The organism is Undibacterium sp. 5I1, assembly GCF_034314085.1.
Classification (GTDB): Bacteria; Pseudomonadota; Gammaproteobacteria; order Burkholderiales; family Burkholderiaceae_D; genus Undibacterium.
The window spans coordinates 2,542,136-2,566,362 of record NZ_JAVIWI010000001.1; the positions used below are offsets into that span (position 1 = coordinate 2,542,136).

The 24,227-nt window shown below is 46.3% G+C and carries 23 protein-coding genes; 14 read left to right on the plus strand and 9 right to left on the minus strand.

Annotated elements, in window-relative coordinates:
* The first annotated feature begins 13 nt into the window (after window positions 1-13).
* The 3 genes from RGU72_RS11200 to RGU72_RS11210 all read left to right on the plus strand — a co-directional run bounded on the left by RGU72_RS11200 (window position 14) and on the right by RGU72_RS11210 (window position 2,907).
* The gene (locus tag RGU72_RS11200; protein ID WP_322119797.1) at window positions 14-1,219 is read left to right on the plus strand and encodes a TIGR03118 family protein; all 1,206 of its coding nucleotides are present in this window, start codon (window positions 14-16) and stop codon (window positions 1,217-1,219) included.
* Between the two features lie 25 nt (window positions 1,220-1,244).
* Window positions 1,245-2,225: a DUF6662 family protein gene (locus RGU72_RS11205; RefSeq protein ID WP_322119798.1), complete on the plus strand. Its 981-nt coding sequence runs from the start codon at window positions 1,245-1,247 to the stop codon at window positions 2,223-2,225.
* 100 nt (window positions 2,226-2,325) lie between these two features.
* Complete coding sequence (locus tag RGU72_RS11210) at window positions 2,326-2,907, plus strand: FMN-binding protein (RefSeq protein ID WP_322119799.1); 582 nt, start codon at window positions 2,326-2,328, stop codon at window positions 2,905-2,907.
* A 40-nt stretch (window positions 2,908-2,947) separates the two neighbouring features.
* Here the strand turns inward: RGU72_RS11210 and dacB are convergent, their stop codons facing one another.
* The 3 genes from dacB to RGU72_RS11225 form a co-directional block, all read right to left on the minus strand.
* On the minus strand, window positions 2,948-4,417 hold the full coding sequence (dacB, locus tag RGU72_RS11215; protein ID WP_322119800.1) for a D-alanyl-D-alanine carboxypeptidase/D-alanyl-D-alanine-endopeptidase: 1,470 nt from the start codon (window positions 4,415-4,417) through the stop codon (window positions 2,948-2,950).
* Between the two features lie 388 nt (window positions 4,418-4,805).
* Entirely contained in the window at window positions 4,806-5,324 is a 519-nt protein-coding gene (locus tag RGU72_RS11220; RefSeq protein ID WP_322119801.1) for a carboxymuconolactone decarboxylase family protein, read from the minus strand.
* A gap of 86 nt (window positions 5,325-5,410) precedes the next feature.
* Window positions 5,411-5,959, minus strand: coding sequence for a peroxiredoxin (locus tag RGU72_RS11225; protein ID WP_322119802.1), 549 nt, complete (start codon window positions 5,957-5,959; stop codon window positions 5,411-5,413).
* A 332-nt stretch (window positions 5,960-6,291) separates the two neighbouring features.
* Between RGU72_RS11225 and asd the strand changes: the two genes are divergently transcribed.
* Window positions 6,292-7,158 (plus strand): archaetidylserine decarboxylase, encoded by an 867-nt coding sequence (gene asd, locus RGU72_RS11230; protein WP_322119803.1) that lies wholly within the window; start codon window positions 6,292-6,294, stop codon window positions 7,156-7,158.
* 293 nt (window positions 7,159-7,451) lie between these two features.
* Here asd and RGU72_RS11235 read toward each other — a convergent pair whose 3' ends face one another.
* Window positions 7,452-8,105 carry a hypothetical protein gene (locus tag RGU72_RS11235; RefSeq protein WP_322119805.1) on the minus strand — a complete coding sequence of 218 codons (654 nt, stop codon included), beginning with the start codon at window positions 8,103-8,105 and terminating at the stop codon, window positions 7,452-7,454.
* A gap of 371 nt (window positions 8,106-8,476) precedes the next feature.
* On the opposite strand from RGU72_RS11235, the gene hemP reads away from it, so the two are divergent.
* The 5 genes from hemP to bfr all read left to right on the plus strand — a co-directional run bounded on the left by hemP (window position 8,477) and on the right by bfr (window position 11,031).
* Window positions 8,477-8,686: a hemin uptake protein HemP gene (gene hemP / locus RGU72_RS11240; RefSeq protein WP_322119806.1), complete on the plus strand. Its 210-nt coding sequence runs from the start codon at window positions 8,477-8,479 to the stop codon at window positions 8,684-8,686.
* Between the two features lie 117 nt (window positions 8,687-8,803).
* Window positions 8,804-9,121, plus strand: coding sequence for a hypothetical protein (locus RGU72_RS11245; RefSeq protein ID WP_322119807.1), 318 nt, complete (start codon window positions 8,804-8,806; stop codon window positions 9,119-9,121).
* A 105-nt stretch (window positions 9,122-9,226) separates the two neighbouring features.
* Window positions 9,227-9,466 carry a (2Fe-2S)-binding protein gene (locus RGU72_RS11250; RefSeq protein ID WP_322119809.1) on the plus strand — a complete coding sequence of 80 codons (240 nt, stop codon included), beginning with the start codon at window positions 9,227-9,229 and terminating at the stop codon, window positions 9,464-9,466.
* Window positions 9,467-9,509: 43 nt separating this feature from the next.
* The gene (locus tag RGU72_RS11255) at window positions 9,510-10,190 is read left to right on the plus strand and encodes a TonB family protein (RefSeq protein ID WP_322119810.1); all 681 of its coding nucleotides are present in this window, start codon (window positions 9,510-9,512) and stop codon (window positions 10,188-10,190) included.
* Window positions 10,191-10,554: 364 nt separating this feature from the next.
* Window positions 10,555-11,031, plus strand: coding sequence for a bacterioferritin (gene bfr / locus RGU72_RS11260; RefSeq protein WP_322119811.1), 477 nt, complete (start codon window positions 10,555-10,557; stop codon window positions 11,029-11,031).
* A gap of 146 nt (window positions 11,032-11,177) precedes the next feature.
* Here the strand turns inward: bfr and RGU72_RS11265 are convergent, their stop codons facing one another.
* Window positions 11,178-11,786, minus strand: a complete 609-nt coding sequence (locus tag RGU72_RS11265; protein WP_322121625.1) for a glutathione S-transferase C-terminal domain-containing protein — start codon at window positions 11,784-11,786, stop codon at window positions 11,178-11,180.
* A 309-nt stretch (window positions 11,787-12,095) separates the two neighbouring features.
* Here RGU72_RS11265 and purB point away from each other — a divergent pair, with 309 nt between their 5' ends.
* The 5 genes from purB (at window position 12,096) to RGU72_RS11290 (ending at window position 16,557) form a co-directional block, all read left to right on the plus strand.
* Window positions 12,096-13,523 (plus strand): adenylosuccinate lyase, encoded by a 1,428-nt coding sequence (gene purB, locus RGU72_RS11270; RefSeq protein WP_322119813.1) that lies wholly within the window; start codon window positions 12,096-12,098, stop codon window positions 13,521-13,523.
* Window positions 13,524-14,100: 577 nt separating this feature from the next.
* Window positions 14,101-14,628, plus strand: a complete 528-nt coding sequence (locus tag RGU72_RS11275; protein ID WP_322119815.1) for a cytochrome b — start codon at window positions 14,101-14,103, stop codon at window positions 14,626-14,628.
* A gap of 52 nt (window positions 14,629-14,680) precedes the next feature.
* Window positions 14,681-15,247, plus strand: a complete 567-nt coding sequence (locus RGU72_RS11280) for a YceI family protein (protein WP_322119816.1) — start codon at window positions 14,681-14,683, stop codon at window positions 15,245-15,247.
* 152 nt (window positions 15,248-15,399) lie between these two features.
* A complete protein-coding gene (locus tag RGU72_RS11285) occupies window positions 15,400-15,969 on the plus strand; it encodes a YceI family protein (RefSeq protein WP_322119817.1) in 570 nt (189 codons plus the stop codon).
* A 108-nt stretch (window positions 15,970-16,077) separates the two neighbouring features.
* The gene (locus tag RGU72_RS11290; protein WP_322119818.1) at window positions 16,078-16,557 is read left to right on the plus strand and encodes a MarR family transcriptional regulator; all 480 of its coding nucleotides are present in this window, start codon (window positions 16,078-16,080) and stop codon (window positions 16,555-16,557) included.
* A 196-nt stretch (window positions 16,558-16,753) separates the two neighbouring features.
* Here RGU72_RS11290 and RGU72_RS11295 read toward each other — a convergent pair whose 3' ends face one another.
* From RGU72_RS11295 to secD, 4 genes are all read right to left on the minus strand, one after another.
* Window positions 16,754-19,840, minus strand: coding sequence for an efflux RND transporter permease subunit (locus tag RGU72_RS11295; RefSeq protein ID WP_322119819.1), 3,087 nt, complete (start codon window positions 19,838-19,840; stop codon window positions 16,754-16,756).
* A complete protein-coding gene (locus RGU72_RS11300; protein ID WP_322119820.1) occupies window positions 19,837-21,069 on the minus strand; it encodes an efflux RND transporter periplasmic adaptor subunit in 1,233 nt (410 codons plus the stop codon). Before RGU72_RS11300 ends, RGU72_RS11295 begins: the two co-directional genes overlap by 4 nt.
* A 271-nt stretch (window positions 21,070-21,340) precedes the next feature.
* Window positions 21,341-22,279 carry a protein translocase subunit SecF gene (secF, locus tag RGU72_RS11305; protein ID WP_322119821.1) on the minus strand — a complete coding sequence of 313 codons (939 nt, stop codon included), beginning with the start codon at window positions 22,277-22,279 and terminating at the stop codon, window positions 21,341-21,343.
* Window positions 22,280-22,317: 38 nt separating this feature from the next.
* On the minus strand, window positions 22,318-24,183 hold the full coding sequence (secD, locus tag RGU72_RS11310; protein WP_322119822.1) for a protein translocase subunit SecD: 1,866 nt from the start codon (window positions 24,181-24,183) through the stop codon (window positions 22,318-22,320).
* Between the last annotated feature and the right edge of the window lie 44 nt (window positions 24,184-24,227).

Below are 24,227 nucleotides of genomic sequence, written 5' to 3' on the forward strand. Positions count from 1 at the left end.
ACAAGGGAATAACATGCAACGTAGGGCATTCTTAAAAACCAGTGCAATCGTGAGTTCTTCACTCTGGTTAAGTGGTTGTGGTGGTGGCGGCAGCGGCGAAACCGTATCGGTCGCAAACTCCTATAAGCAAACTAATCTGGTTGCCAACTCGGCTAAATACGCGCCGCAAATTGTCGAGCCAGAGCTGGTTGACGCCTGGGGTCTGGCTATTCGCCCGGCGGGTGCGGGTGGCCATTTCTGGGTTACTGGCATGGGTAACTCCTTCGAATATCTAGGTGATGTAGGCGGCAAACCCCTAATGACGGATAGCTTAAAAAAAGTTGCCCTGCCCGCATCAGGCGAAAATGGTGGCGCAGGTAATGGCGTCGTCTTCAATGGTGGCAACAATTTTGTGATTACCCAAGATCATCCCAATGGCGCAATTACAGGCCCGGCCAAATTCATTTTTGTGTCCGACAACGGTGTCTTATCTGCCTGGACAGAGCGCAAATTAGCGGATGGCAGCTTTGATCGCTCAGGTGATGCACTGTCTATGGTTGACTATGGCGATCAAGGCAGTTCTTTTTTTGGTTTGGCGATCAATCCAGCAGAAGATCAATTGTTCGTCGTCGATTTTGGTGCCAATCCCACCCCGACAATCCGTATTTTCAACACCAGCTTCCAGGAAGAAGCATTGGGCGGTCGTTTTGCCAATCCGTTTATTGCAACAAGTGGTTTTAAGGTCGGCGATCTGGTGCCGTTTAATATTCAAACGGTGACATATGCAGGCAAGACCTCGGTATTCATCGCGTATGTCAACACCCAAGAAGATCACGATAATAAAGGTGCGTTATTGCCTGCTGTAGAGAGCTCGGGACGCGGACGTGGACGGCTGGTGGAGTACAGCGTCACAGGGCAACAAATTGCAGTCTGGGATGACCGCGGCGTGCTGAACGGCCCTTGGGCGGTGGTTGCAGCACCAGCAAATTTTGGTCCGTTCTCCAATCAACTCATCGTCGGTAATTTTTCCGACGGGACATTGGTTGGCTTTAATACGACGACTAAGCGCGCCACTGAATACATGCGAGATACCAAGGGCAATGTCATCAAAATACAAGGCTTGTGGAATATCTTGTTCGGTAACGGGCAAAGCTTGGGGGACAGTAATGCACTGTATTTCTCTGCGGGCCCCGCGGATGAAACCGACGGCCTATTCGGCTCCTTGCGCTTTGCTGGCTGATCCCACACTCCTTTTAAATTCCCATATGAAAAATCTCCAACATAATTTGCGATCCTCGTCATTCACACTGATGGCATTCCTCGCAGGCAGTTTTTTAGTCACTCCAGCCGTTCACGCTGGCGAAGCAATCTTCACTAATACTTATTTGGCCGAAACTTTGCCAGAGGGTGCAAAAGAAGTAGAACAATGGGTCACATTCCGCACTAAACGCTCCCAAGGTACTTACCAACTCTCCCAGACTCGTACTGAATTTGAATACGGCGTGACTGACCGCTGGACTGTGTCGTTATACGCCAATGCTTACTCAGTCAAAGCACAAAATAACAACTCGACAGCTTCACGCAATAACTATACGACAGTAGGCGATGGCGACGAGGTCTCCGGTGGTGGACCCGTAACTGCTGGCCCCTATGTACCTTTTGCCGAGATATTGCCGCTGCCCTCCTCCTTATACAAAAAATCTGATTTTGAAAGTATGTCTGTAGAGTCCATCTATCAATTTTTAAGTCCTTACAAAGACCGAATTGGATTGGCCGGCTATGTAGAAGCAACATTAGGCGAGAAGACGGAAGAGCTGGAATTAAAACTACTGCTACAAAAAAATCTGTTGGAAGACGATCTAATTCTTGCCGCCAACGTGGCCGTCGAATTAGAGCGCGAAAAATGGTCTGGGGTCAACGTAGATAAAGAAACTAAGCTCGAAATCAGTGGAGGAGCGTCGTATCGATTTGCACCTGGCTGGCGCGCGGGACTAGAGATCCGGAATGAAAGAGTATGGGAAGGTGACTATACATTCAGCAAAAGTAAACGTGATTATTCTGCCTGGTTTGCGGGCCCCAGCATTCACTACGCAGGAAAGAAATTCTTTGTCACGGCTGGCTACATGCAACAAATGCCTTGGGCAACAGCTTATTCCCTCGCCGCCAAGGACGAATTGGTTGATGGTCGCGTTTATAAATCTAGCGAACGTCATATAGTTCGCATTATGGCCGGGCTATCTTTTTAATTTTACTAATTTTTACTGACTTTTAAAGTTTACGGACTTTCAAAACGTATCTAAGCGTCAGCGTTTGTGAATCTTAGAACGCTGACGCGCGGATTAAACAATGAACACAATAGTGAAGCCAGTCCTGTCGCCCAAGCAATGGATACTGCTACCAACCCTAGTAATAACCTCGATTGCTCAACCTGCATATGCGGTGCAATATCACACTCAAGAGCAAGTACAGCATGTGTTATTTCCACTCGCCACTGAGTACAAAGAAAAAGGTTTTTTACTGACACAGGCGCAACGTAAAGCAATCGCAAACAATGCCAATGTGCGAGTGCGGGATTCACAAATACGTTTGTGGGAGGCGCATTCTGCACAAGGCTTACAAGGCTACATTCTGATTGATGAAGTCACCGGCAAGCATGATGCAATTACCTATGCAGTTGCCATTTCTACTCAAGGGAAATTACTCGGTGTCGAAATTATGGACTATCGCGAACTGTACGGCGAACACGTTCGTGATCAACGTTGGCGGGCCCAGTTTGTAGGAAAAAGCGTCGCAGACCCCATTAAATTAGACGAGGATATTAAAAATATCAGCGGGGCAACCCTATCATGCAGTCATGTGACAGATGGCGTGCGCCGCTTGGTGGCAACGTTTGAAGTGGCGATTAAAACAAATGATCACGCAGGATAGAGATGCGACAAAATTACTTTACACTCGTGTAACCATGGACTTACAGCGCAATCGACAAAATCAATTCATCCAGAACGGGACGCGCCCTGTCGGCTTTTTTATCGTTAATAATGGCAACGATAATCCACAGTTTGTCTTGTCTGTCTTTGACATAGCCAGCGATCGCTACCGCATCTTTTAAACTACCTGTTTTAATACGCGCCCTTCCGTCTAATGCGCTGTCTTTCAGACGTTTTCGCATGGTGCCGTCAACTGCGACGATGGGAAAACTGCTCGCAAATTCCGGGAACCAATTGCTGCGTGCCGCTACTTGCAATAAGCCAGCTAACTGTTTTGGACTTATTTTTTCTGCGCGGGATAAGCCAGAACCATTGTCAAGAATTAGACCCTCCGTACCAATACCCTGTCTTACAAACCACCGGCGTATATGTGCATCTGCCGCCTGCGCACTGGTTGCATAATTTTTAGCATCAGAAAACTCTACTCCCAAAGTCAGATATAGCAGACGTGCCATTAGATTATCTGATTGTTTGTTGACGATCTTGATGGTATCGGCGAGCGTTTCTGACTGCCGCTCGACCAACACATTCGCAGTAGCTGGCGTTATACCCTCTTTGGCGTGGCCAATCCAGGTGCCGTCCAGTTCTTGCCACAATTGCCGGATCAGATGTTCGATATAGCGATTGCGATCAAGCAGATTGGTGTATTTGGTCGCTTTGCAATTACGTGGAAAACTTCCAGAAAACGTGATGCTAGTCGTATAGTTACTATCGGTTTCTACCGTAGGCGGCATCCAGGTATTGTCCCAACTAGCGCATGGTTTGTTGTCCAGACGCAGCTGATTTTTAATCACTACTTGAGCCATCGGAGGTGAGCTTTGTAATTTGATGCTGTCTGTGCTGGACTCAATATCGAAGGTCGACAAATTACCGTTCACCAGCAACGCATCCGGTATCACGTTGTAATAGGTATCCGGTTTTTCATCAAATTGCACTGCATCGGTATCCATACGACTTGGCTGAAAATAATGGCGATCCAGCACAATATCACCGACGATATTGCGCACACCCTGCGACCGCAAACTACGCAACATGAATGCTAATTTATCCCAGGTAAAGTTGGGATCACCTCCGCCACGCAGATAAATATCTCCAAATAATCCGCCATTTAAATCGCCTGGCAATCCACCTTGTTTGATCGGCGTCTCACTGAGAATTTGTGTTTTCCAGCGAAACGTCGGCCCCAATTCTTCCAGTGCGACAAGTGTCGTCACCAATTTAATCGTAGAGGCCGGACTGACAGGCGTATCAGCAAATTGCGCCATTGTCGCAGGGCCGCCGCTGGCAGGCATTACGACAATACCCAGAGCAGTCGAAGGTATTCCTGCTTTTTTTAAAGCAAGCTCCACCGCCGTAGGCAAGGGACTTTGCGCCGCTGCAGAAATACAGAAAAAAGCGAGTGACGCTGCTACTAACTTGGAGATCGCATCAGGGCTAAATAATCGTGGCATCGAAAAACAAAAAGACTTTGGCATTGGCGGTAGTGGTGAACTGTGTTGGACTAACTTATTGGACTAACTTCACGGACTTGCTTATTGGACTCACCTACCGGATTAGCTTATTTTTCAAAAAAATAAAACAAACTGCATCGAGTGATTAAACTCAAACATCAACATACATGGTAAGGCAGATTTCTCCTGCGTTTAGCAGAAATGCCCAGAGACAGATTCTACCTATACAAAGCTGACGGCTCCGTCCAATCATGGGGATTTTTTGATTCTGCTTGTAACAAGGCTTGGCAACTGTCCAGATGAATTGGGATAACACGTATGTAGAACTCCTGTGCCAAATAAAAAGGCAGCCATATCGGCTGCCATTTTTATTTATAAAACCAACTAATTACTCAGCGGCAATCACCAAAGCAGCGGCATTAATGACGGCGGCAATACGGCCAACATCACGCAACTGTACGGCGGACATGCCTTCTTTTTTCAGCAATTCAAAATGTGATTTCACACAGAAATGACATTTGCCGACGATTGAGGCTGCCAGTGCGTACATTTCGAAACGGCGCTTATCTACGCCGCCATTGGTGGCGTAAGCGTTCATACGGAGTTGCGCCGGTTGCGTCTTCAAATCTGCATCATCGGCCATCTCCAGATAGGGATACCAGATGTTGTTCATGCCCATCAAGGCAGATGCAGTCAGCGCTGCATTGAGTTCTTCTGGCGTAATCGCGCCACTGCCTTTGATGGCATCGATGATGAACTTGCTTTTTGCAGCAAATGCAGCGGCCAGAGCGACACCGACTGCATCATTGCCTTCCAAACTGGAGCGGGCGATTGTGCCATCAATGTTCAGACGAATGTCTTTCGCATAATCGGGAATGGCATTTTTAATTAAATTAAGAAATTCCATAGTATTTTCCTATTATTCAATGATTTTAAAACCCGCCGCAGCGGGTTTTATTGATGACCGTGGACGCAGAGATGTCCTCGTTCAATTTACAGTGTAGAACCGCCAACTGTGCGATTGCATGGGCACAGCTCATCTGTTTGCAGACCATCCAGAATACGCAGGATTTCTGTCGGGTTACGGCCAACGTTCAGATTATTGACAGAAACGTGTTGAATGACATTGTCTGGATCAACGATGAAAGTAGCGCGCAAAGCAACGCCAGCGTTGACATCACGTACACCCAGCATGTCTACCAAAGAACCTGTGGAATCACCGAAAGAGTAGTGATTCAATTTGTCCAGATCTTTGTGCTCACGACGCCATGCCAATTTGCAGAATTCGTTATCAGTAGAACCGCCCAGCAAAATCGCATCACGATCAGCGAAGTCATTTGTCAGTTTGCCGAATTCAACGATTTCTGTCGGGCAGACAAATGTGAAATCTTTTGGGTAGAAGTAGATGATTTTCCATTTACCTGGGAAGGAAGCTTCAGTAATCGTTTCGAAAGCGGATACGCCGTTTTCTTCATGATGGTTAAAACCTGGCTTAGCTGCTGGTACGCTGAATGCGTCGAGTTTTTGACCTACAGTTTTCATAACTTTCTCCTGATTGGTAGTGTAAAAAATATCTAAACGAAATGATTTAGTCATCGTGCGCCGCAGTATATCACTATGAATTTTAAATATCCAATAGATTTTAACTAAACATCAATTAGCTAAAACGTATGTAATGTTAGGCACGCCACAAGACATGCGCGTGACAATCTCTTGGCATCAGAGGAATCATTTTCCAGGTGCTTAAAAACAAAAATCATACGGATGACGGTTTACGCGAAGCTGACTTTAGATTAAGTTGTGCTCACTTTATGCTCACTTACAACGCAGTCACCGCTATAATCCCCCATCTTATTTGCTATGGTTGATTTATCGTGCCTGATCGTCTCGCCGTCTTATTACAATATTTACTGCCGAAAAAGGCGATTACCGAGTTTGGTAGCCATGTTGCCAATGCCAAAGCGGGTCGCATCACCACAGGCATCATTCGCTGGTTTGTCGGTAAGTACAAAGTGAATATGAGCGAGGCTGTTAATCCGGATATCAGCAGCTACGCTAGCTTTAATGAATTCTTTACTCGCCCGCTGCGCGATGGCGTGCGCCCTATCGCCGACGCTGCCTGGGTTTGTCCGGTGGATGGCACAATTAGTCAGTTTGGGCCGGTTGCACAGGGGCAAATCTTTCAAGCGAAAGGTCATAGCTATTCTGCGACTGCGCTAGTCGGCGGCGATAGTCAATTAGCGGCAGCTTTCAACAAAGGGAGCTTCGCTACGATTTATCTTAGCCCGCGCGACTATCACCGGATTCATATGCCTTGCGACGGTCGCCTAACGCGCATGATTTACGTGCCGGGTGATTTATTCTCTGTTAATCCGGTGATGGCAGCGGGTGTGCCTGGCCTGTTTGCGCGGAACGAGCGGGTCGTCTGCGTATTTGAATCAGCTCATGGCACGTTTATCCTGACCTTAGTCGGTGCAGCGATCACAGGCAGCATGTCTACCGTCTGGCATGGTGTGGTGAATCCGCCGCGAACCAAACAAGTGCGTGAGTGGACTTATACAGATAAAAATATTCAATTCAAAAAAGGCGAAGAGATGGGGCGCTTCTTGCTCGGCTCTACTGTGGTCTTATTGTTCCCGGAAAATGCGATTGAATTTAATTCTGGCTGGCAATCTGCCGGCGCGGTGAATATGGGAGAAATGATGGGGAATAAGATCAGGGCATCAATCGATCCCTCATAGAACGGCAAGGACTACAAGCTGAGGGATGTAAATAAAAAACTCGTTCATGGGGTCAGCCAAGAACGAGTTTTTTATTTATAGTAGTTAAAATCGAGCAGTAAAACCATAAAAATCAATATACTCCCCTGCTATTTTCAATAAAATGCCTTATAGCCCAATGATTCTCTGGACGTTTAAATATACTCATTGAGAGTATATTTATCAACATGTAAAACTCCAGACCATCCTGCTAACGCTAAGCTACTCAAAAATCGTTAAGCGCATTAAACGCATTAAACCGTAATCACAAGACCTTAAAGTGCAGTCGCTTTGCCGGATGCCAGTGCATCCTGAAAAATGCTGAGCATGCCAGGTACGGCAGCGTTGGCGGCAGCTTCTTCCTGAGTATTTAAGTTCTCCATCTTTTTCCCAAAAGCATCCATTTGCTTACCCATGTCGTCCATCTGCTTGCCAATGGCATCCATCTTTTTGCCCGAGTCAGTCATAAACACAGAAGCTGCCATTTTGATGCCCAAAGCACCCATGCTTGCGCCTTGCGCGCCCATCTCCAGACCTAACTGCGTCATCTGGCCGCTATATAGATAAACGTCTCTAAGCGCATTATTAGCGGCGGTCAATATGGCGGGGTCTTGTACCAGATAAGTTTTGCCTGCTTGTTTAAACCAGAGGAAGTCAATTTTCTTCGATGACTTCAATTTTTCTACTCTTCTAACGTCGCTAGAATCGCAATAAAAGATCGAATCAACCCCAGCTGCGTTGCGCACCAAGGCAAAATTTAAATCGCTCTTTCTATGCTCGATATGGACATGCTTAGAAAGCAATTCTTTACTAATCGTGATGTTGACTGAAGGGCTACTAGAAGACTCGCTCGATGCAGCCCAAGTCGCCTGAGAGTAAGCACATAAGCTGAAAGTAAGTGCGGCAATACTAAGTAACTGGCGGCGCATGATGGCTCCTGAGAATGAAATTATTGTTGAAACTAAGGATGTGAATAAGACTAGCTAGTTGTTGAACACATAGTAACAAGCCATCAAAATTGATCGAAGCAGCATCCGACAAAATGTGGAATATGAGGCATAGAACGACAAAATATTGAGTTATTGACCAACATAGGACTTACGCCCCCTAAAGCATTACAGCGAATAGTCGTACCAAAGTACTGTCGTCATCGCTACGCCTTTGCCGGGACGATTTTGTGTAAGCCTTCAATAAATACAATGCTTGAGATAGGCAATCTCTTTAAAAAAGCTTGCAAATTCTCAATGGCTGGACAATAATCTAAACAAGAATTGTTCTCATTAATATTTGCGGAGGAAAAATGGCTGAATTCTCTTATGCTGACCAAGCTGAAAACAACAGACTTGCATCTAGCCCCGCCAGTGGCAACATCGGTAAAGATGGAAAACAAATCGTCCGTCTTAAAAGTCAGGAACTCATGCATCAGATGCGTGAAGTCGAAATTGATCATGAAGGCAGAATTTATCGCTTACGTGTAACCCAGTTGAACAAATTGATCTTGACGGCGTAATTTAGTTATTAGGCAGTAGTAGATAGCTAACTCAGCATTTCAAGAGTAATTCGATTTAAGCCAGCGATGCCGGACGACATGCAAAGCAAGCCAAGCAAACCTTACGAGGAGCGTTTGATGTTCAGCATAAATCCAGATTTTTTTGAGATTGCCAGCAAACCGGCCCAGCCAGAATTATTAGTCTCTGCCGTGTTGCACCTGATGTCGCATTACACGGTGAGTTCAGTACAAAATAAAGATGGCGGTGCGTGCCTGAAGTTGGCATCGGTAATAGAACGACATTTAAAAGCGCTGGCAGAATTACCTGATCTGGCACCGGTATTAAGAGCCACTTGCCAGCAATTGTCAGAACAATGGGCGGGCTTAGTTGAAAGAAGTTTGCCACCGCAAGGACGAATCAATTTGTTCACGCGTCTGGTGGCAGGTAGCAGGTAGCAGGTAGCGGATAAAAGAATTTTTTACTGACTTATTTGTAGAGAGTTAGTAGAACATTTTGAACTTAGTAGATTCATTTTTACCATTTTATTACCAGAGGTTTTCATGATCGTTTGTGTTTGTAATAACGTCTCTGAAAAGAAAGTGCGCAATGCAGTGGCAGCGGGCTTAACCACGATGTCTGAGCTGCGCACGCATTTAGATGTTGGCACTTGCTGCGGCAAATGCGCCAGTTGCGCGCGTAGTATTCTGCGTGAATGCCAATCATCTGGGGTAGTTTCTTCGATCAACAAAGCGCAACAGCCTCATCCAATACGCTTTCAGCCGCAGGCGCTGGCGGCTTAATATTTGTACGGTAATGCGTAATGCCCAATTAAACGAGATATGAATGTTTAGCAATACCTCAACAATGGTTTCCATGGACTATTCCAATCCAAGTCAACGACCGCTACATCGTATGTTGCCAATCCTTGGCATCGTACTGGCGCACCTCGGATTAATCTATGCGTTGAATGCAGGTTTGCTCAATAACGCGGTGCAGATTCTGCCAAAAGAGCTGATGGTAAGCCTAGTGGCGACGAATGAGCCAGCACCGGAGCAACCGAAACCTAAAATCAGCATGCCTAAACTCATGCCCTACCAAGCTGTTTTCGCGCCGACGCCTGAGGTGATGGTAGCGACGAGTACGGCACCATCAGTTCAGACTACCAACATCCCTCCAACACAAGAACATACCCAAATCGCGGTGGAGACCAGCGCACCAGTCGTTCCGACGACACCTGCATTACCTAAAGTAGTCACCGGGGTGGAATATATACAAGCGCCGCAAGCCGATTACCCGCCACTGTCCAGAAGAATGGGAGAAGAAGGCAAAGTCGTTTTACGTGTTTTAGTGAACGAAAAAGGGCGTGCAGAAAAAGTGGAGATTCAAAAATCCTCAGGCTCCAATCGCCTTGACGAAGCAGCACGCGTCGCTATCTCGCGCGCCTTGTTTAAACCCTATGTAGAAGACGGCAAACCATTAATGATGCTGGCAACGGCCGTGATTAGCTTCTCACTAAACAGTTAATTTGCGCCCTCGCCTCGCGTCGGATTTGCATCACAGCAAATCTGTTTAATGCCGATATTCATGCCGATATACGCCAGCGCAATCTCCTACATATCAATATACTCCCCGTTATTTTTTATAAAAACATCCTATCGTCCAAATAACATATGGACAATTAAAATATACTCACTATGAGTATAATAAAATTCAGATTTTCTATTAGACCGCTATCACTTCGTAGCAACGTAAATGACATGCATCGTTCAAAGCTATACTTATTACTGTCACAATGAAAAATCTGGGTTAAAAAATCAGAACTAGCGTACAAACGTTGTACATACGCTTATACTGCAAACTCCTGCAAACAAACTATTTCGAGGTCCCAATGAAAGGTGACGCCAAGGTTATTAAGCTGCTCAATGCGCAGCTAACCAATGAACTCAGCGCAATTAATCAATATTTTTTGCATGCGCGTATGTACAAGCATTGGGGTTTTGAAAAAATCGCCAAGAAGGAATATCAAGAATCGATTGGCGAAATGAAACATGCCGATAAATTGATAGACCGTATCCTGATGTTAGGTGGCCTGCCAAACTTACAAGCCTTGCACAAGCTGATGATAGGCGAGGACACGCCAGAGATGCTGCAATGTGATCTGAAGCTAGAAACTGCAGCACAAAAGACCGTTAAAGAAGGTATTGCAACGTGCGAATTAGTTGGCGATTATGTATCGCGCGACTTATTCCAAATGATACTCGACGATACCGAGGAACACATCGATTGGCTGGAGACTCAACAAGAGTTGATCGAAAAAATTGGCCTGCAAAACTATCTGCAAGCGCAAATGCTGGACGCGGAATAAGTTAGTTTTAATAATTTAGTTTTAGGATGTCTTATAGAAACTTGTCGACGGCAGACATTTTTAAACTATAAAAAAAGGAGGTAGAAGCTTAAACGCTTTTACCTCCTTTTTTATACGTGTTTTTTTAACGTAGCTTAGAAACTAGCTCACTGCGGCAGTGACTCTTTAAATGACGGACGCTCCAACAACTTATCAAATAATTTCGCTAAGTTGGGATAATCACCGCGCCAGTCAATCTCTGGGAAGCGGAAACTTAACCAACCCAAGGTGCATGCAACGCTGATATCTGCCAGGGTCAAATGCGTGCCCAGGCAAAAAGGTGCATCGCCCAAGCCCGTGGACATTGATTTTAAGCCTTCTGTCACTTTGCTCATCTGGCGTGCAATCCAATCGGCGCTTTGCAAGGCTTCTGGCCGCTGCGTTTTTTCCAGACGGATTAAAATCGCAGCATCGGCAATTCCATCCGCCACAGCCTCCCAGCATTTGACTTCAGCACGCTCACGTCCGTTGACCGGAATCAGCTTGCCGACAGGCGTCAGGGTATCGAGATATTCAACAATGACGCGCGAATCAAACATAGCGCCGCCATCTTCCATCAACAGGCAAGGTACTTTGCCCAGGGGATTAGATTGCTGGATTGTGGTGTCTGCTGCCCAGACATTTTCCAATACCAACGTGTAGTCGAGCTTTTTTTCCGCCATCACTACGCGGACTTTTCTTACATAGGGACTTCCGAGGGAACCAATCAGTTTCATAGGCACTTTGTGAATTTATTAGGCTAAATTATAGCATTGCCGTCTGTCTATACCCTCAAGGATGCAGATAGACAGTGACTGCAAGACCAGTGTAATGAGTGCGGGCTAGTGGTAAAATCGGGCATTCTGCGCAAAAAATAGCAAAAATCCTTAAGAAATCTGCTGTTTCGGCACCCGAATGACAAAATTGGATTATATCGCCCAGCGCGTCATTTTGTTGTTTTTTGCGCAATGCAATTATCTATTTTTGACGATTCAACCTCCTGTTCTTCGCTTTTTCACCTAATCCGTTACTTCAATCCCAAAATCATGTCTCTTTCCACACTCTCTGCCCTTTCCCCGCTTGATGGCCGTTATGCAAGCAAGGTTAATGCGCTGCGCGCCACTTTGTCCGAATCGGGTTTCATGCATCATCGCGTCAAAGTTGAGGTGTCCTGGTTACAAGCTTTGTCGCAAGCAGGCTTCGCTGAAATCAAACCATTTTCGACCGCGGCTAATGCTTTATTGGAAAAAATCGTCAGCGAATTCTCTGAAGAAGATGCAGCGCGCATCAAAGCGATTGAAGCAATTACCAATCATGACGTTAAAGCAGTGGAATACTGGCTGAAAGAGTCGGTAGGATTACCATTACCAGATAGCTACGGCCATCTGCCAGTACGCGCGCTGGCCATTGATACGGCAATCACACAAGAATTAAAAGCGGCAGCAGAATTTATCCATTTTGCCTGTACCTCAGAGGATATCAACAACACCTCGCACGGCATGATGCTCAAGAGTGCGCGTGACGGCGTCATGCTACCTGCCTTACAAAATCTGATCACACGATTAACAGAGTTAGCACTCACCAACGCCGACGTGCCGATGTTATCCCGCACCCACGGCCAATCTGCCAGCCCGACCACATTAGGCAAGGAAATGGCAAACGTCGTAGCTCGCTTGCAACGCGCTGCGCAACGTATCGCCCAGGTAGAAATCCTTGGCAAAATGAATGGCGCGGTCGGCAACTACAACGCACATTTATCAGCCTACCCCAAGCATGACTGGGAAAGTTTTTCAAAAAACGTAATTGAGCAACGCCTAGGTCTGGTCTATAACCCTTACACCATTCAGATCGAACCGCATGACTATATGGCAGAAATGTTTGATGCCTTTGCACGTGCAAATACGATTTTGCTGGATTTAAATCGTGATATCTGGGGCTACATTTCAGTTGGCTATTTCAAGCAAAAAACTAAGGCGGGCGAAATTGGCTCATCCACCATGCCGCACAAAGTCAATCCGATTGATTTTGAAAATTCCGAGGGTAACTTGGGGTTAGCGAATGCACTACTCAAACATTTGTCTGAAAAACTCCCAGTCTCGCGCTGGCAGCGTGACTTGACGGATTCCACCGTCCTGCGCAACATCGGCGTGGCGCTTGGTTACACCTTACTCGCTTACGATAGCTGCCTGCGTGGCTTAAACAAGCTAGAAACCAATCACGAGCGTTTAGCCAGCGATCTGGATGCAACATGGGAAGTTTTGGCAGAGCCAGTGCAAACGGTGATGCGTCGTTATGGCGTAGAAAATCCTTACGAGCAATTGAAGGAATTGACACGCGGCAAAGGGATTTCTAAAGAGGCTTTGCGAGCGTTTGTCGCCGGTCTGGCAATTCCACAAGAAGCCAAAGATTTGCTGTTAGAAATGACACCAGCAAATTACATCGGTATTGCTGCGAAATTGGCGAAAGCGATTTAGACAGATACGACAAACGGCAAAAAAATGGCGCATATGCAAAAATAATGCGCCATTTTTTATTTTGGCTTTAACCCAGATTTTCTATTCGATCGCTATCGCTTGGGAGAAATACAGGGGACATACATGACTCAAAATAAGTTAGTCCCGATTTCAACCCAGATTTTCCATTGGAACAGCGACAAGTGTGCCTTTGGCGAACTGACTGGCTAGACGCGACGACGACGCAAGCTGCATCTTGCTAGGAGGAGCAACAACGCCAAGCAGTTCGCCAAAGGCACACTTGTCGCTGTAGCGTTCCCACTCAAATCGCGGTCGTACTATCCCTCTGAAGACCGCACGCCCTCTGGATTTCTGCGAAGTGGTAGCGGTCTAATGGAAAATCTGGGTTCAAGTACAAATGCCAAAGCGACAATTTAAATTTAAAATTCATAGGAAAAAAGCGGTTTGCCGACTAATCTACTCAAGATAATTGAAGTGTTCTGCACGTTCCGGTTTTTTTTGATATATTGCCTCCAATTTAGTTCTAGTCCGAACTAATTTCCATTGCCATAATTGCTTTTTTTAACAGGGAACAGAAATGCAACGCTACAGCCGTCCTAGCATTCTCTTACACTGGCTAGTCGCCATTTTGATCATCGCGGCTTTTATTTTGGGCAATGTGATGGCAGACATGTCGTTTAGTCCGACCAAATTAAAATATTTCTCGTGGCATAAATGGTTGGGTGTCACCATCTTAGGTCTAGTTGCAACACGCTTATTGACGCGCCTCTTTAGCACTGTGCCAGCTTACCCAGACAGCATGCCAGGCTGGCAAAAAAAATCGGCCAGCGCTTTGCATGGTCTGCTATACATATTGATGTTTGCCATTCCGTTGTCGGGTTACTTCTACACATCCGCTGCGGGCTACCCTGTGGTGTATTTAGGTTTAATCCAACTCCCCACGATTATTGGCCCTAACGCTGAACTCAAACCGATTTTGAAAGATCTGCATGAGATTTTGACGAAGATTTTATTCGTCGTATTTTGCTTACACGTAGCTGCAGCGTTTAAACATTTGATCATCAACAAAGACGGTATTTTCCAGCGCATGCTGCCTGGCAAATAATATTTTATTTATCTAAAAATTTAGCAAATAAACATATAGAGGTAACACTGCTATGAGTATTTCTTTTTCTAAAAAGGCCAAAATCATTACCGCAAGTCTTTTGCTTGCCGCCAGCTTGCCCGCTTTGGCAGCGATTGCAAAACTCGACAATGCAAAGAGCAAAGTCACCATCGTATTTAAACAAATGAATGTCCCGGTGGATGCGCAATTTAAAAAATTCTCGGCGGCGATCGATTACAACACGGCAAAACCAGAAGCCTCTACCGCTACGGTCGATATTGATGTTGCCAGCTTTGATCTGGGTGATCCGCAGTACAACGCAGAAGTGCTTAAAAAAGAATGGTTTAACACCGCGCAATTCCCTAAAGCGGGTTTTGTCTCCACCAGTATGAAAGCTGGTGCCAATGGCGTGCTAAACGTCAGCGGCAAGCTCACTATTAAAGGCAAAACAACCGACATCAGCTTCCCTCTGTCAGTAAAAAAAGAAGGTGCTAATCAAGTGTTTGATGGCAGTCTGCCAATCAAACGCCTCACCTACAATATCGGTGAAGGCGAATGGAAAGATACCGGCATGGTTGCCGATGAAGTAGTCATTAAGTTTCACGTAGTAACGCAATAAAATTGCGAAATTCTTATTGTATTAATCGTTAATATTGACAATTAATATTAACCACTAAATTTGTCATTTCGCTTAGTATTTTTTAGAACAAGTTTTACGTTTTACGCAGTCTTATCACTCCCAAACCAGTATTTTTATTTAAGGACATCACCATGAAATTAAGCCAACTCGTCGCCGCAGCCTTAGTCGTTTGTGCAGCTCCTGCATTTGCAGATACCTACACGATCGATCCAAACCATACCTATCCAAGCTTTGAAGCGGACCATTTCGGCGGTTTGTCAGTATGGCGCGGAAAATTTGACAAATCCAGCGGCAAAGTCACTCTGGATAAAACAGCAAAAACAGGTTCAATGGATATCACGATCGATACGACATCCATCGATTTCGGTCACGATAAAATGAATGCTCATGCCAAATCTGCAGAGATGTTTAATGTAGAGAAATTCCCTACAGCGACATACAAAAGTACTGCAATCAAATTCAACGGCGATACACCAGTCTCCGTACAAGGTGAATTTACTTTGATGGGCGTGACGAAGCCACTGACTTTGACGATCAACAAGTTCAAATGCATCATGCATCCTATGCTGAAAAAAGAAGTTTGCGGTGCTGATGCGTCAGCAGAATTCAAGCGTACTGATTTCGGCCTGAACTATGGCATAGCTTATGGCTTCGCACCAGAAGTTAAATTGTCGATCCAGGTTGAAGCAGTCAAAGACTAATTAGGTCAAACAAATCAGTTCACGTTTGAAAAATGTGATCTGATGCTATTGCTTTAATGTGGTCAGGCTATGTTGTCTGACCACATCTCACCTCAAAAATTTGCCACCATGGGAAAACGTTATCTACGCAGCATACGATTACTCGCTGAGTGTATGCAGGCGTTTGAACAGATATCTGCCCAATATGTACGTCAATTCGGGCTAACGCATTCTCAGTTTGACATTATTGCCACCCTCGGCAATACCCCTGGCATGTGCTGCAAGAGTCTCGCTACCAAAACCCTGATTACCAAAGGCACGCTAACGGGCGTACTAGATCGCCTTGAGCAAAAGGGATTGGTCATACGTGAGCGTGGAGATCAGGACCGGCGTCAATTATTTGTCAAATTGAGCCCCGCGGGCGAAGCCGTATTTGAGGAAGTATTTCCCCAAATGGTAGAGAACGGAGCGCGGAGTTTTGCTACTTACAGCGACCAAGATTTCGTGACGCTAGAGGCGGAACTACGGAAATTTAAAGCCAGCTTGCATGCTGGTTTGAGTGACCTGCCCACCCCCCAAGTTTGCTCATTGAGCGATCAGGTCAAATAATATACTCCCCCAATAGTATAATTTATTGTCCATAGAATCATTGGACGATAAGGCATATTTCTTAAAAATGAAGGGGAGTATTTTCCTTCCACCCTATTTCCATCAAAAAAAACTGGTGACTACTATATATTTTTTTGTGTTGAATTGTGCTGAAAACCCACCCAAAAATCACCAATTTTTTCGACTCTACAACAACTCAGATATGATCACCAACAATCGGTCCAGTACCGCTAAACCGATCCAAGGCCAAATAAATCACAGGCGTGATAAATAAGGTAATCGCTTGCGAGAAAATCAAACCACCTACCACAGCCAAGCCCAGAGGTTGGCGTAATTCCGCACCGGCACCCAAGCCCAGCGCAATTGGCAATGCACCTACCAACGCGGCAAGGGTGGTCATCATAATCGGGCGGAAACGCTGTACGCAGGCTTCACGGATCGCTTCTGGCGGCGTCATACCCTGATGGCGTTGCGCGTCCAGCGCGAAGTCAATCATCATAATCGCGTTCTTTTTTACGATACCAATCAGCAGCAAAATACCGATCATCGCAATCAGCGTCAGATCTTGTCCAAACAACTGCAGCGTCAATAGCGCACCGACGGCAGCAGATGGCAACCCAGCGAGAATTGTCAGCGGATGGATATAGCTTTCGTACAACACGCCCAGCAAGACATAGATAACCAACAGCGCGGCGACGATCAATACGACCTGCCCTGATTGCGAATTTTTGAATACCGCAGCATCACCGCCGTAGGTGGCAATAATGGATGCGGGTAATTTGATTTCATCCCGGTATTGCTCAATTTTTTTCGTGGCAACACCCAAAGCGGCGCTAGGTGCAAGATTGAAAGAAATCGTCACCGCTTGCAACTGTCCGGCATGGTTAATTGAGGTCGGACCAACCGAACGCTTGATCGTTGCAAAACTCGATAAAGGAACCAGACCGCCGCCACTACTACGAATGTAGATGCCGTCTAAAGCACTCTCATCTTTTTTCTGATCCGGGGCAAACTCCATGATGACCTGATAGCTATCCACGCTGGTGTACATGGTCGATACCTGGCGCTCACCAAATGCGCTGTATAAACTGGAGCGGACGCTGTCCATATTGACACCCAGCGCGTTGGCACTGTCTCTGTCGATCTTGAGTTCTGCCTGCAAACCCTTGAGTTGCGAATCGGTTGTGACATCCTTAAAAACAGGATCGGCACGCAATTTGTCCTGCAACTTAATGGACCAGTCGCTTAACTCCCCGGCAGTAACGCTTTGCAAAATATATTGATACTGGCTCTTACTTTGACGCCCACCTAACTGCAAGTTTTGCGTGGGACGTAAGAAGGTGGAAATACCTGCGACTTCACTTAATTTACGGCGCAAACCCTCCACTACAAGTTTCATCGGTTTGCGCTGATCACGCGGCTTTAAGTTGACGAACATACGTCCGGTATTCTGCGAGCCGCTACCACCATTGAACGATGCCACCGTCAGCACATTGGGGTCATCTCGTATAATTTTGGCGGCTCTGTCCTGCAATATCACCATCGCGGGAAAAGACGTATCCTCCGCGGCTTCGGTCTGCACGCTGATCTGTCCGATATCTTCTTCCGGAAAAAAACCTTTAGGAATCGTCGCAAATAAATACGCGGTTCCGGCAAAGGTAATTAAGGCAACCACCAGCACCAGGCCGCGATGACGCAAAGCCACATCCAAAGCGCGCGAGTACGAGTTCAGAGAAGAGTTAAAGCCGTTTTCAAATACATGCAGCAAAGCGCCGATCAGTTTTGGCGGCTCTTTCATCTCATGTTCGCTTTTCAGAAAACGACTAGCCAGCATCGGCACCAGCGTTAAGGAAACAAACGCAGAGGCGACGATTGCCAGCGATACGATGACTGCAAACTCGTGGAACAACTGACCAATCACGCCCGGCATAAAAAAGATAGGAATGAAGACCGCAATCAGTGAAGTTGAAATCGAGATAATCGTAAAACCGACTTCCCGCGATCCCTTCAATGCGGCTTTAAAAGGTTCTTCACCCGCCTCCACATGGCGCATGATGTTTTCCAACATCACAATCGCATCATCCACTACCAGCCCAACAGCCAGGGTCAGCCCTAGCAGAGAAATATTGTCCAGCGTATAGCCAAAACCCCACAACAAACTGATTGCACCAACCAAAGAAACTGGCAAAGACAGGGTCGGAATAATCGTCGCGACTAAACGACGTAAGAACAAGAAAATCACGATCACGACCAAAAAAATCGTAAGTATTAAAGTCAGATTGACATCATGCAATGCGTCGCGGATAGAGACCGAACGATCATTCACCTGATTGATTTTGACTGAGGCTGGCAACTGCGCTTGAAAGCCCGGCAACGCGGCTTTAATTGAATCAACTACTTTGACGGTGTTGGCATCGGTCTGGCGCTGAATCGCTAAAGTGATGGAACTTTCACCATTAAAATTAGCCGATGATTTAAAGGTTTCGTAACTATCTTCGATCTTGGCAACATCATGCAAACGAACGACTTGCCCACCTTTATTGCTGACAATTAGATTAGAAAAATCTGCTGCGCTTTGTAACTGGCGGTTAGCTAACAAGGTTAAGGTTTGTTTATCGCCGTCCAAAGTGCCGACGGGCGTGTTGGCGTTTGCCGCCTTGATACTTGCGGATAACTCATCCAGCGAAATATTCCGTGCAGCCAGTGCATCAGGCATCACCCGGACCCGTACTGCGTAACGCTTGATACCAAAAATATTCACTTGCGCCACACCATCAAGAGTGGACAAGCTAGGAGAAATCAAATGCTCGGCATAATTGGTGAGCTCCGACAAACTTAACGAGGGCGAAGTTAATGCCAAAATCAAAATCGGCGCATCCGCAGGATTGACTTTGCGGTAAGAGGGTAGCGTCGTCATTTCTACCGGTAATGAGCGTTGGGCGCGCAACAAGGCGGCTTGCACGTCTACCGAGGCGGCGTCAATGTTCCGGTTTTGATCAAACTCTAAAGTCAGTGAGGTCGTGCCTAAAGTGTTGCTGGAACTGATGACAGACAAACCGGGGATCGTGGCAAATTGCTTTTCTAGTGGCAGCGCAACCGAGGTCGCCATGGTTTCTGGACTAGCACCGGGCAAGACTGCATTGACGCTGATCACTGGCGTGTCATAACTCGGCAAAGCGGCAATCGGAATAAACCGATATGCCAAAACACCCGCAACAACGATAGACAAGTTCAGCAATACCGTCATCACAGGACGGCGGATAAATAACTCCGACAAATTCATGATGCGCTCGCTGCTTGAGAAGCGGATTTTTCTGACTTGGTGTCTGACTTCGTATCCGTTTTAGGATTAGTCGTTTTACTATCCGCTGCACGCTCACGTATCAGATTGCCGGGACGCAGATTTTGTTTGCCATCCAAGACTACTTTAGCGCCAACTTCGATTCCAGTGACGACGGCATCCAAGGCTGCGGCGTACATCACTTTAACCGGGCGCAAGCTCACTTTATTATCAACATCAACCACGTAGACCGCGCTGCCTTGCGCATTATTGATTACGGCATCAATCGGTATCACGATAGCGTCTTTAATCGTACGTACACTCAATCCGATATCCGCATAAGCGCCTGGCCACAACTTTAAATCACGGTTGTCAAACACGGCTTTGGCCTTAATCGTGCCGGATAAAGCATCTACTGCGTTGTCAACAAACTGCAAACGACCACGGTATTTTTCCGGGTGATCTGGCAATTGGGCAGTGACTGCATTCGGATTTTTCTGGTCCTCTTTTTGATTCATCGCATCCAGTGCGTCCTGCAAATTTCTTTGTGGCAGCGGGAAGCTAATGGTGATCGGGTCCATCTGGGTAATCGTTACCAGCGCAGGCACAGTGGTGGTAGCCTGTACTAACGAACCTGGATAGACACTAATCACACCCGTGCGTCCTGCGGCTGGGGCAACAATACGATCATAGGTCAGCGCTACTTTGGCCGCATTCACCGCGGCACGATCAGAAGCAATTACCGCAGCTTGTGCGTCTACTTGAGTCTGACTGGTATCGACCACACTTTGCGACACGAATTTTTTATCGAGTAAATCTTTGCTACGCGTCAGTTGTCGCTGATTGTCAGCCTGAGTTGCAAGGTCTTTATCCAGTTGCGCCTGCGCCTTTGCCAGATTGACTTCATCGGCACGGCTATCCAGAGTAAATAGCAAGTCGCCTGCTTTGACAAACTGTCCTTCCTTGATATGCACTTTGGTAACGGTACTGGTAATTTGAGGACGAATATCGACGGTGCTTAGCGCCGTAACAACGCCGTTGGCAGAGAGCTGCACGGGGTAATCACGCTTGATCGCCAGGGTGGTCGAGACACTGATAGGACGATTATTATCGGCACCTGCTTTGCTGGCTTTGTCACCTGCATCGGTTTTAGCGGCACTCCATTTGTAGTAGCCACCGGCAGCCAAACCAGCAACAACTAACACGGCAACGATCGTCTTTAATTTACTCATACTCTTTTACCTGGTGGGTAGGACAAAGCCAATAAAATTTAGCAGCTTGTTGATTGATTAATTAATTAGTCTATGGGTCTAGTGGGTTCGTACATTCAGTACATTTAGTGCAAAATTGCTTTCATCAATTCATCAGCGTTTACTATTTTTATCACATGAAAAATTGAAACAATTTGACCAAATTTTAAAGATGGTAATGCTATCAAAGAAAAAGCCAGCTCAAGAGCTGGCTTTACTATTTAATACTTTTCGTTACAAGCAACGCGGTTCATCAGACTACTGCGCCGTCTGTGTCGTCTTTCTCTTTGATCGGCTTAATCAAGTCTTCACGTTTAACCCCCAGCCACATCGCAATCGCCGCTGCAACAAACACAGAAGAGTAAATACCGAAACAAATACCAATCGTTAATGCAATGGCAAAATAGTGCAACGTCGTGCCACCGATGAAGAGCATGGACAACACCATCATTTGCGTACAGCCGTGCGTAATAATGGTGCGGGAGATCGTGCTGGTGATCGCATTATCAATCACTTCTGTAACCGACATCTTACGTTGCTTACGGAAATTCTCACGAATACGATCAAAAATAACCACTGATTCATTCACCGAATAACCCAACACAGCCAATACCGCAGCCAAGACAGAGAGATTAAATTCCCATTGGAAGAAGGCGAAGAAGCCCAAAATAATCACCACGTCATGCAAGTTGGCGATAATCGCGGCGACCGCAAATTTCCATTCAAAACGAATCGCCAGATACGCGACTACGCCCAAAATAACAAATAGCAGGGCCATCAAACCATCATGCGCCAACTCATCACCAACTTGCGCGCCAACCAACTCAACTCGTTGCAACTTAACATCAGCATCATGCGCTTTTAAAGCACCAAATACCTTATCTGTTTGCTGAGCTAAAGTTTCATTCTTTGGCAAAGGCAAACGAACTACGATCGTTTGCGCCTGGCCGAAAGTCTGCACCGGGGCATCCAGATAACCAGTGCTGTCAACGGTCTTACGGACCTCATCGACATTGGCGGCCTTGGAATACATCACCTCCATAACGGTACCGCCAGTAAATTCAACTGAAAAATTCAAATTTTTATGCAGCAAGAAAAATACAGCTGCGACAAAAGTCAAAGCAGAAATGACATTAAATATCAGCGCATTGCGCATGAAAGGAATGTCTTTTTTAATACGGAATAATTCCATGATAAATCCCTAAATTCTTATTGTGTCGGCGGTATTGATTAGTCTGCAGGTTTCCAAATCTGTCCGATCGCAAGAGAAGTTAATTTCTTCTTACGTCCGTACCACAGATTGACCACACCACGCGAGACAAACACGGCTGAGAACATCGACGTTGCAATCCCCAGACAATGCACAATCGCAAACGCTTTAATCGGACCCGATCCAAAAATCAGCAGCGCCAAACCAACAATCAAAGTCGTCACGTTGGAATCTAGAATTGTCGCCCAGGCACGGTCAAAACCAATCGAGATCGCAGCTTGAGGTGTATTACCAGCACGCAGCTCTTCACGGATACGCTCGTTAATCAAGACGTTGGCGTCAATCGCCATACCCAGTGCCAGCGCAATCGCCGCCATACCAGGTAGAGTCAATGTGGCCTGTAACAAGGAGAGAATCGCTACCAGTAATAATAAGTTGACGGACAGGGCCATCACACTGAATACACCAAACAGCATGTAGTAAGCGATCATGAAAACGGCAATTGCGATAAAGCCATACAGCGTAGAGTTAAATCCCTTTTGGATATTATCTGCACCTAATTGCGGACCTATCGTGCTTTCCTCAATAAAGTCCATTGGAGCAGCCAGCGAACCAGCACGCAACAACAACGCCAAGTCACTTGAAGCGGCGGTAGAACCCATGCCAGTAATATTGAAGCGGGAACCCAACTCATCCTGAATAGTGGCTACTGTCAGCAACTCGCCCTTACCTTTTTCAAACAAGACGATCGCCATTTTTTTGCCGATCTTACCGCGCGTACCTTCACGCATTTTGCGACCACCATCGCCATTCAAATCGATACTGACAGACGGTTGTTGATGCTGATCAAAACTGGCAGAAGCACCAGAAATATAATCACCAGTAATCACAGGGTCCTTATACAAAATTGCAGGTGCACCACGACCAACTTTAAATAATTCAGAACCAAATGGAACTGCAGTATTTTCATCCACCAGACCAATTACACTTTCATCTACCAGACGCACTTCTAATGTAGCCTGGCGTCCAATAATATCTTTCGCGCGGTTGACATCCTGCACGCCTGGTAATTCCACCACGATGCGATCAGCGCCTTGCTGCTGAATAATCGGCTCCGCAACGCCAAGTTCATTCACCCGTTTAGACAAAGCAATAATGTTTTGTTTAACGCCTTCTGTCACCGCTGCCTTCAAGGCCTCTGGCTTCAAAGTGATCAGCAAGCTCAGCTCGGTGTTATCTGCGTTTTTGACATCAGTCATCTGCACATCGTTGATCTGACTAGACAAAACATTTTTCGCCTTACCTAAGGTATCGGCATCACGGAACTTCACGGTAATTTGCTGACCGTCACGAGAAATACCCGAGTGGCGAACTTCTTTATCCCGCAGTACGCTGCGCACTGTAGATTGCAGACCTTGTAAGCGGGTATTTAATAATGCTTTGGTATCGACTTGCATCAAGAAATGGACACCGCCTTGCAAATCCAGCCCCAGCGACATCGGCAAAGCATGCAAACTTTGCAGCCATTTTGGCGTGTCATTCAGCAGATTGAAGCTAATGCTATACAAAGGATCGGCAGGATCAGTATTCAAGGCTTTTTCTAATGCGGCCTTCGCTTTGAACTGGATATCGGCATCCTTAAAACGAGCACGGACAGAGCCTTGAGTGCCGTTATTCTCGTAAGACAAACTAGTTGCGGTAAGGTCCTGCGCTTTCAGCGCTTGCTCAACGCGACCCAACATATCGCTCTCAACTTTGACAGTTGCGCGAGCGCTATTGATTTGAATTGCCGGGGACTTGCCAAAAAAATTGGGGACTGTGTACAGCGCGCCAAATACTAGCGCGACGATGATCAGAAGATATTTCCAGAGGGGATAGCGATTCATATCGGTTCAGATTAAATTAAATACTGGGCTGAATGTGCAACGCA

Bases quoted from the DNA above. Each gene is read 5' to 3' on its own strand.
- RGU72_RS11235 (WP_322119805.1), bottom strand. From the start codon at position 8,105: ATGCGCCGCCAGTTACTTAGTATTGCCGCACTTACTTTCAGCTTATGT.
- RGU72_RS11300 (WP_322119820.1), bottom strand. From the start codon at position 21,069: ATGAGTAAATTAAAGACGATCGTTGCCGTGTTAGTTGTTGCTGGTTTG.
- RGU72_RS11200 (WP_322119797.1), top strand. From the start codon at position 14: ATGCAACGTAGGGCATTCTTAAAAACCAGTGCAATCGTGAGTTCTTCA.
- RGU72_RS11245 (WP_322119807.1), top strand. From the start codon at position 8,804: ATGTTCAGCATAAATCCAGATTTTTTTGAGATTGCCAGCAAACCGGCC.
- RGU72_RS11285 (WP_322119817.1), top strand. From the start codon at position 15,400: ATGAAATTAAGCCAACTCGTCGCCGCAGCCTTAGTCGTTTGTGCAGCT.
- hemP (WP_322119806.1), top strand. From the start codon at position 8,477: ATGGCTGAATTCTCTTATGCTGACCAAGCTGAAAACAACAGACTTGCA.
- dacB (WP_322119800.1), bottom strand. From the start codon at position 4,417: ATGCCACGATTATTTAGCCCTGATGCGATCTCCAAGTTAGTAGCAGCG.
- RGU72_RS11280 (WP_322119816.1), top strand. From the start codon at position 14,681: ATGAGTATTTCTTTTTCTAAAAAGGCCAAAATCATTACCGCAAGTCTT.
- RGU72_RS11225 (WP_322119802.1), bottom strand. From the start codon at position 5,959: ATGAAAACTGTAGGTCAAAAACTCGACGCATTCAGCGTACCAGCAGCT.
- secF (WP_322119821.1), bottom strand. From the start codon at position 22,279: ATGGAATTATTCCGTATTAAAAAAGACATTCCTTTCATGCGCAATGCG.
- RGU72_RS11250 (WP_322119809.1), top strand. From the start codon at position 9,227: ATGATCGTTTGTGTTTGTAATAACGTCTCTGAAAAGAAAGTGCGCAAT.
- secD (WP_322119822.1), bottom strand. From the start codon at position 24,183: ATGAATCGCTATCCCCTCTGGAAATATCTTCTGATCATCGTCGCGCTA.
- RGU72_RS11265 (WP_322121625.1), bottom strand. From the start codon at position 11,786: ATGAAACTGATTGGTTCCCTCGGAAGTCCCTATGTAAGAAAAGTCCGC.
- RGU72_RS11275 (WP_322119815.1), top strand. From the start codon at position 14,101: ATGCAACGCTACAGCCGTCCTAGCATTCTCTTACACTGGCTAGTCGCC.
- RGU72_RS11295 (WP_322119819.1), bottom strand. From the start codon at position 19,840: ATGAATTTGTCGGAGTTATTTATCCGCCGTCCTGTGATGACGGTATTG.
- RGU72_RS11220 (WP_322119801.1), bottom strand. From the start codon at position 5,324: ATGGAATTTCTTAATTTAATTAAAAATGCCATTCCCGATTATGCGAAA.
- RGU72_RS11290 (WP_322119818.1), top strand. From the start codon at position 16,078: ATGGGAAAACGTTATCTACGCAGCATACGATTACTCGCTGAGTGTATG.
- RGU72_RS11210 (WP_322119799.1), top strand. From the start codon at position 2,326: ATGAACACAATAGTGAAGCCAGTCCTGTCGCCCAAGCAATGGATACTG.
- purB (WP_322119813.1), top strand. From the start codon at position 12,096: ATGTCTCTTTCCACACTCTCTGCCCTTTCCCCGCTTGATGGCCGTTAT.
- RGU72_RS11255 (WP_322119810.1), top strand. From the start codon at position 9,510: ATGTTTAGCAATACCTCAACAATGGTTTCCATGGACTATTCCAATCCA.
- bfr (WP_322119811.1), top strand. From the start codon at position 10,555: ATGAAAGGTGACGCCAAGGTTATTAAGCTGCTCAATGCGCAGCTAACC.
- RGU72_RS11205 (WP_322119798.1), top strand. From the start codon at position 1,245: ATGAAAAATCTCCAACATAATTTGCGATCCTCGTCATTCACACTGATG.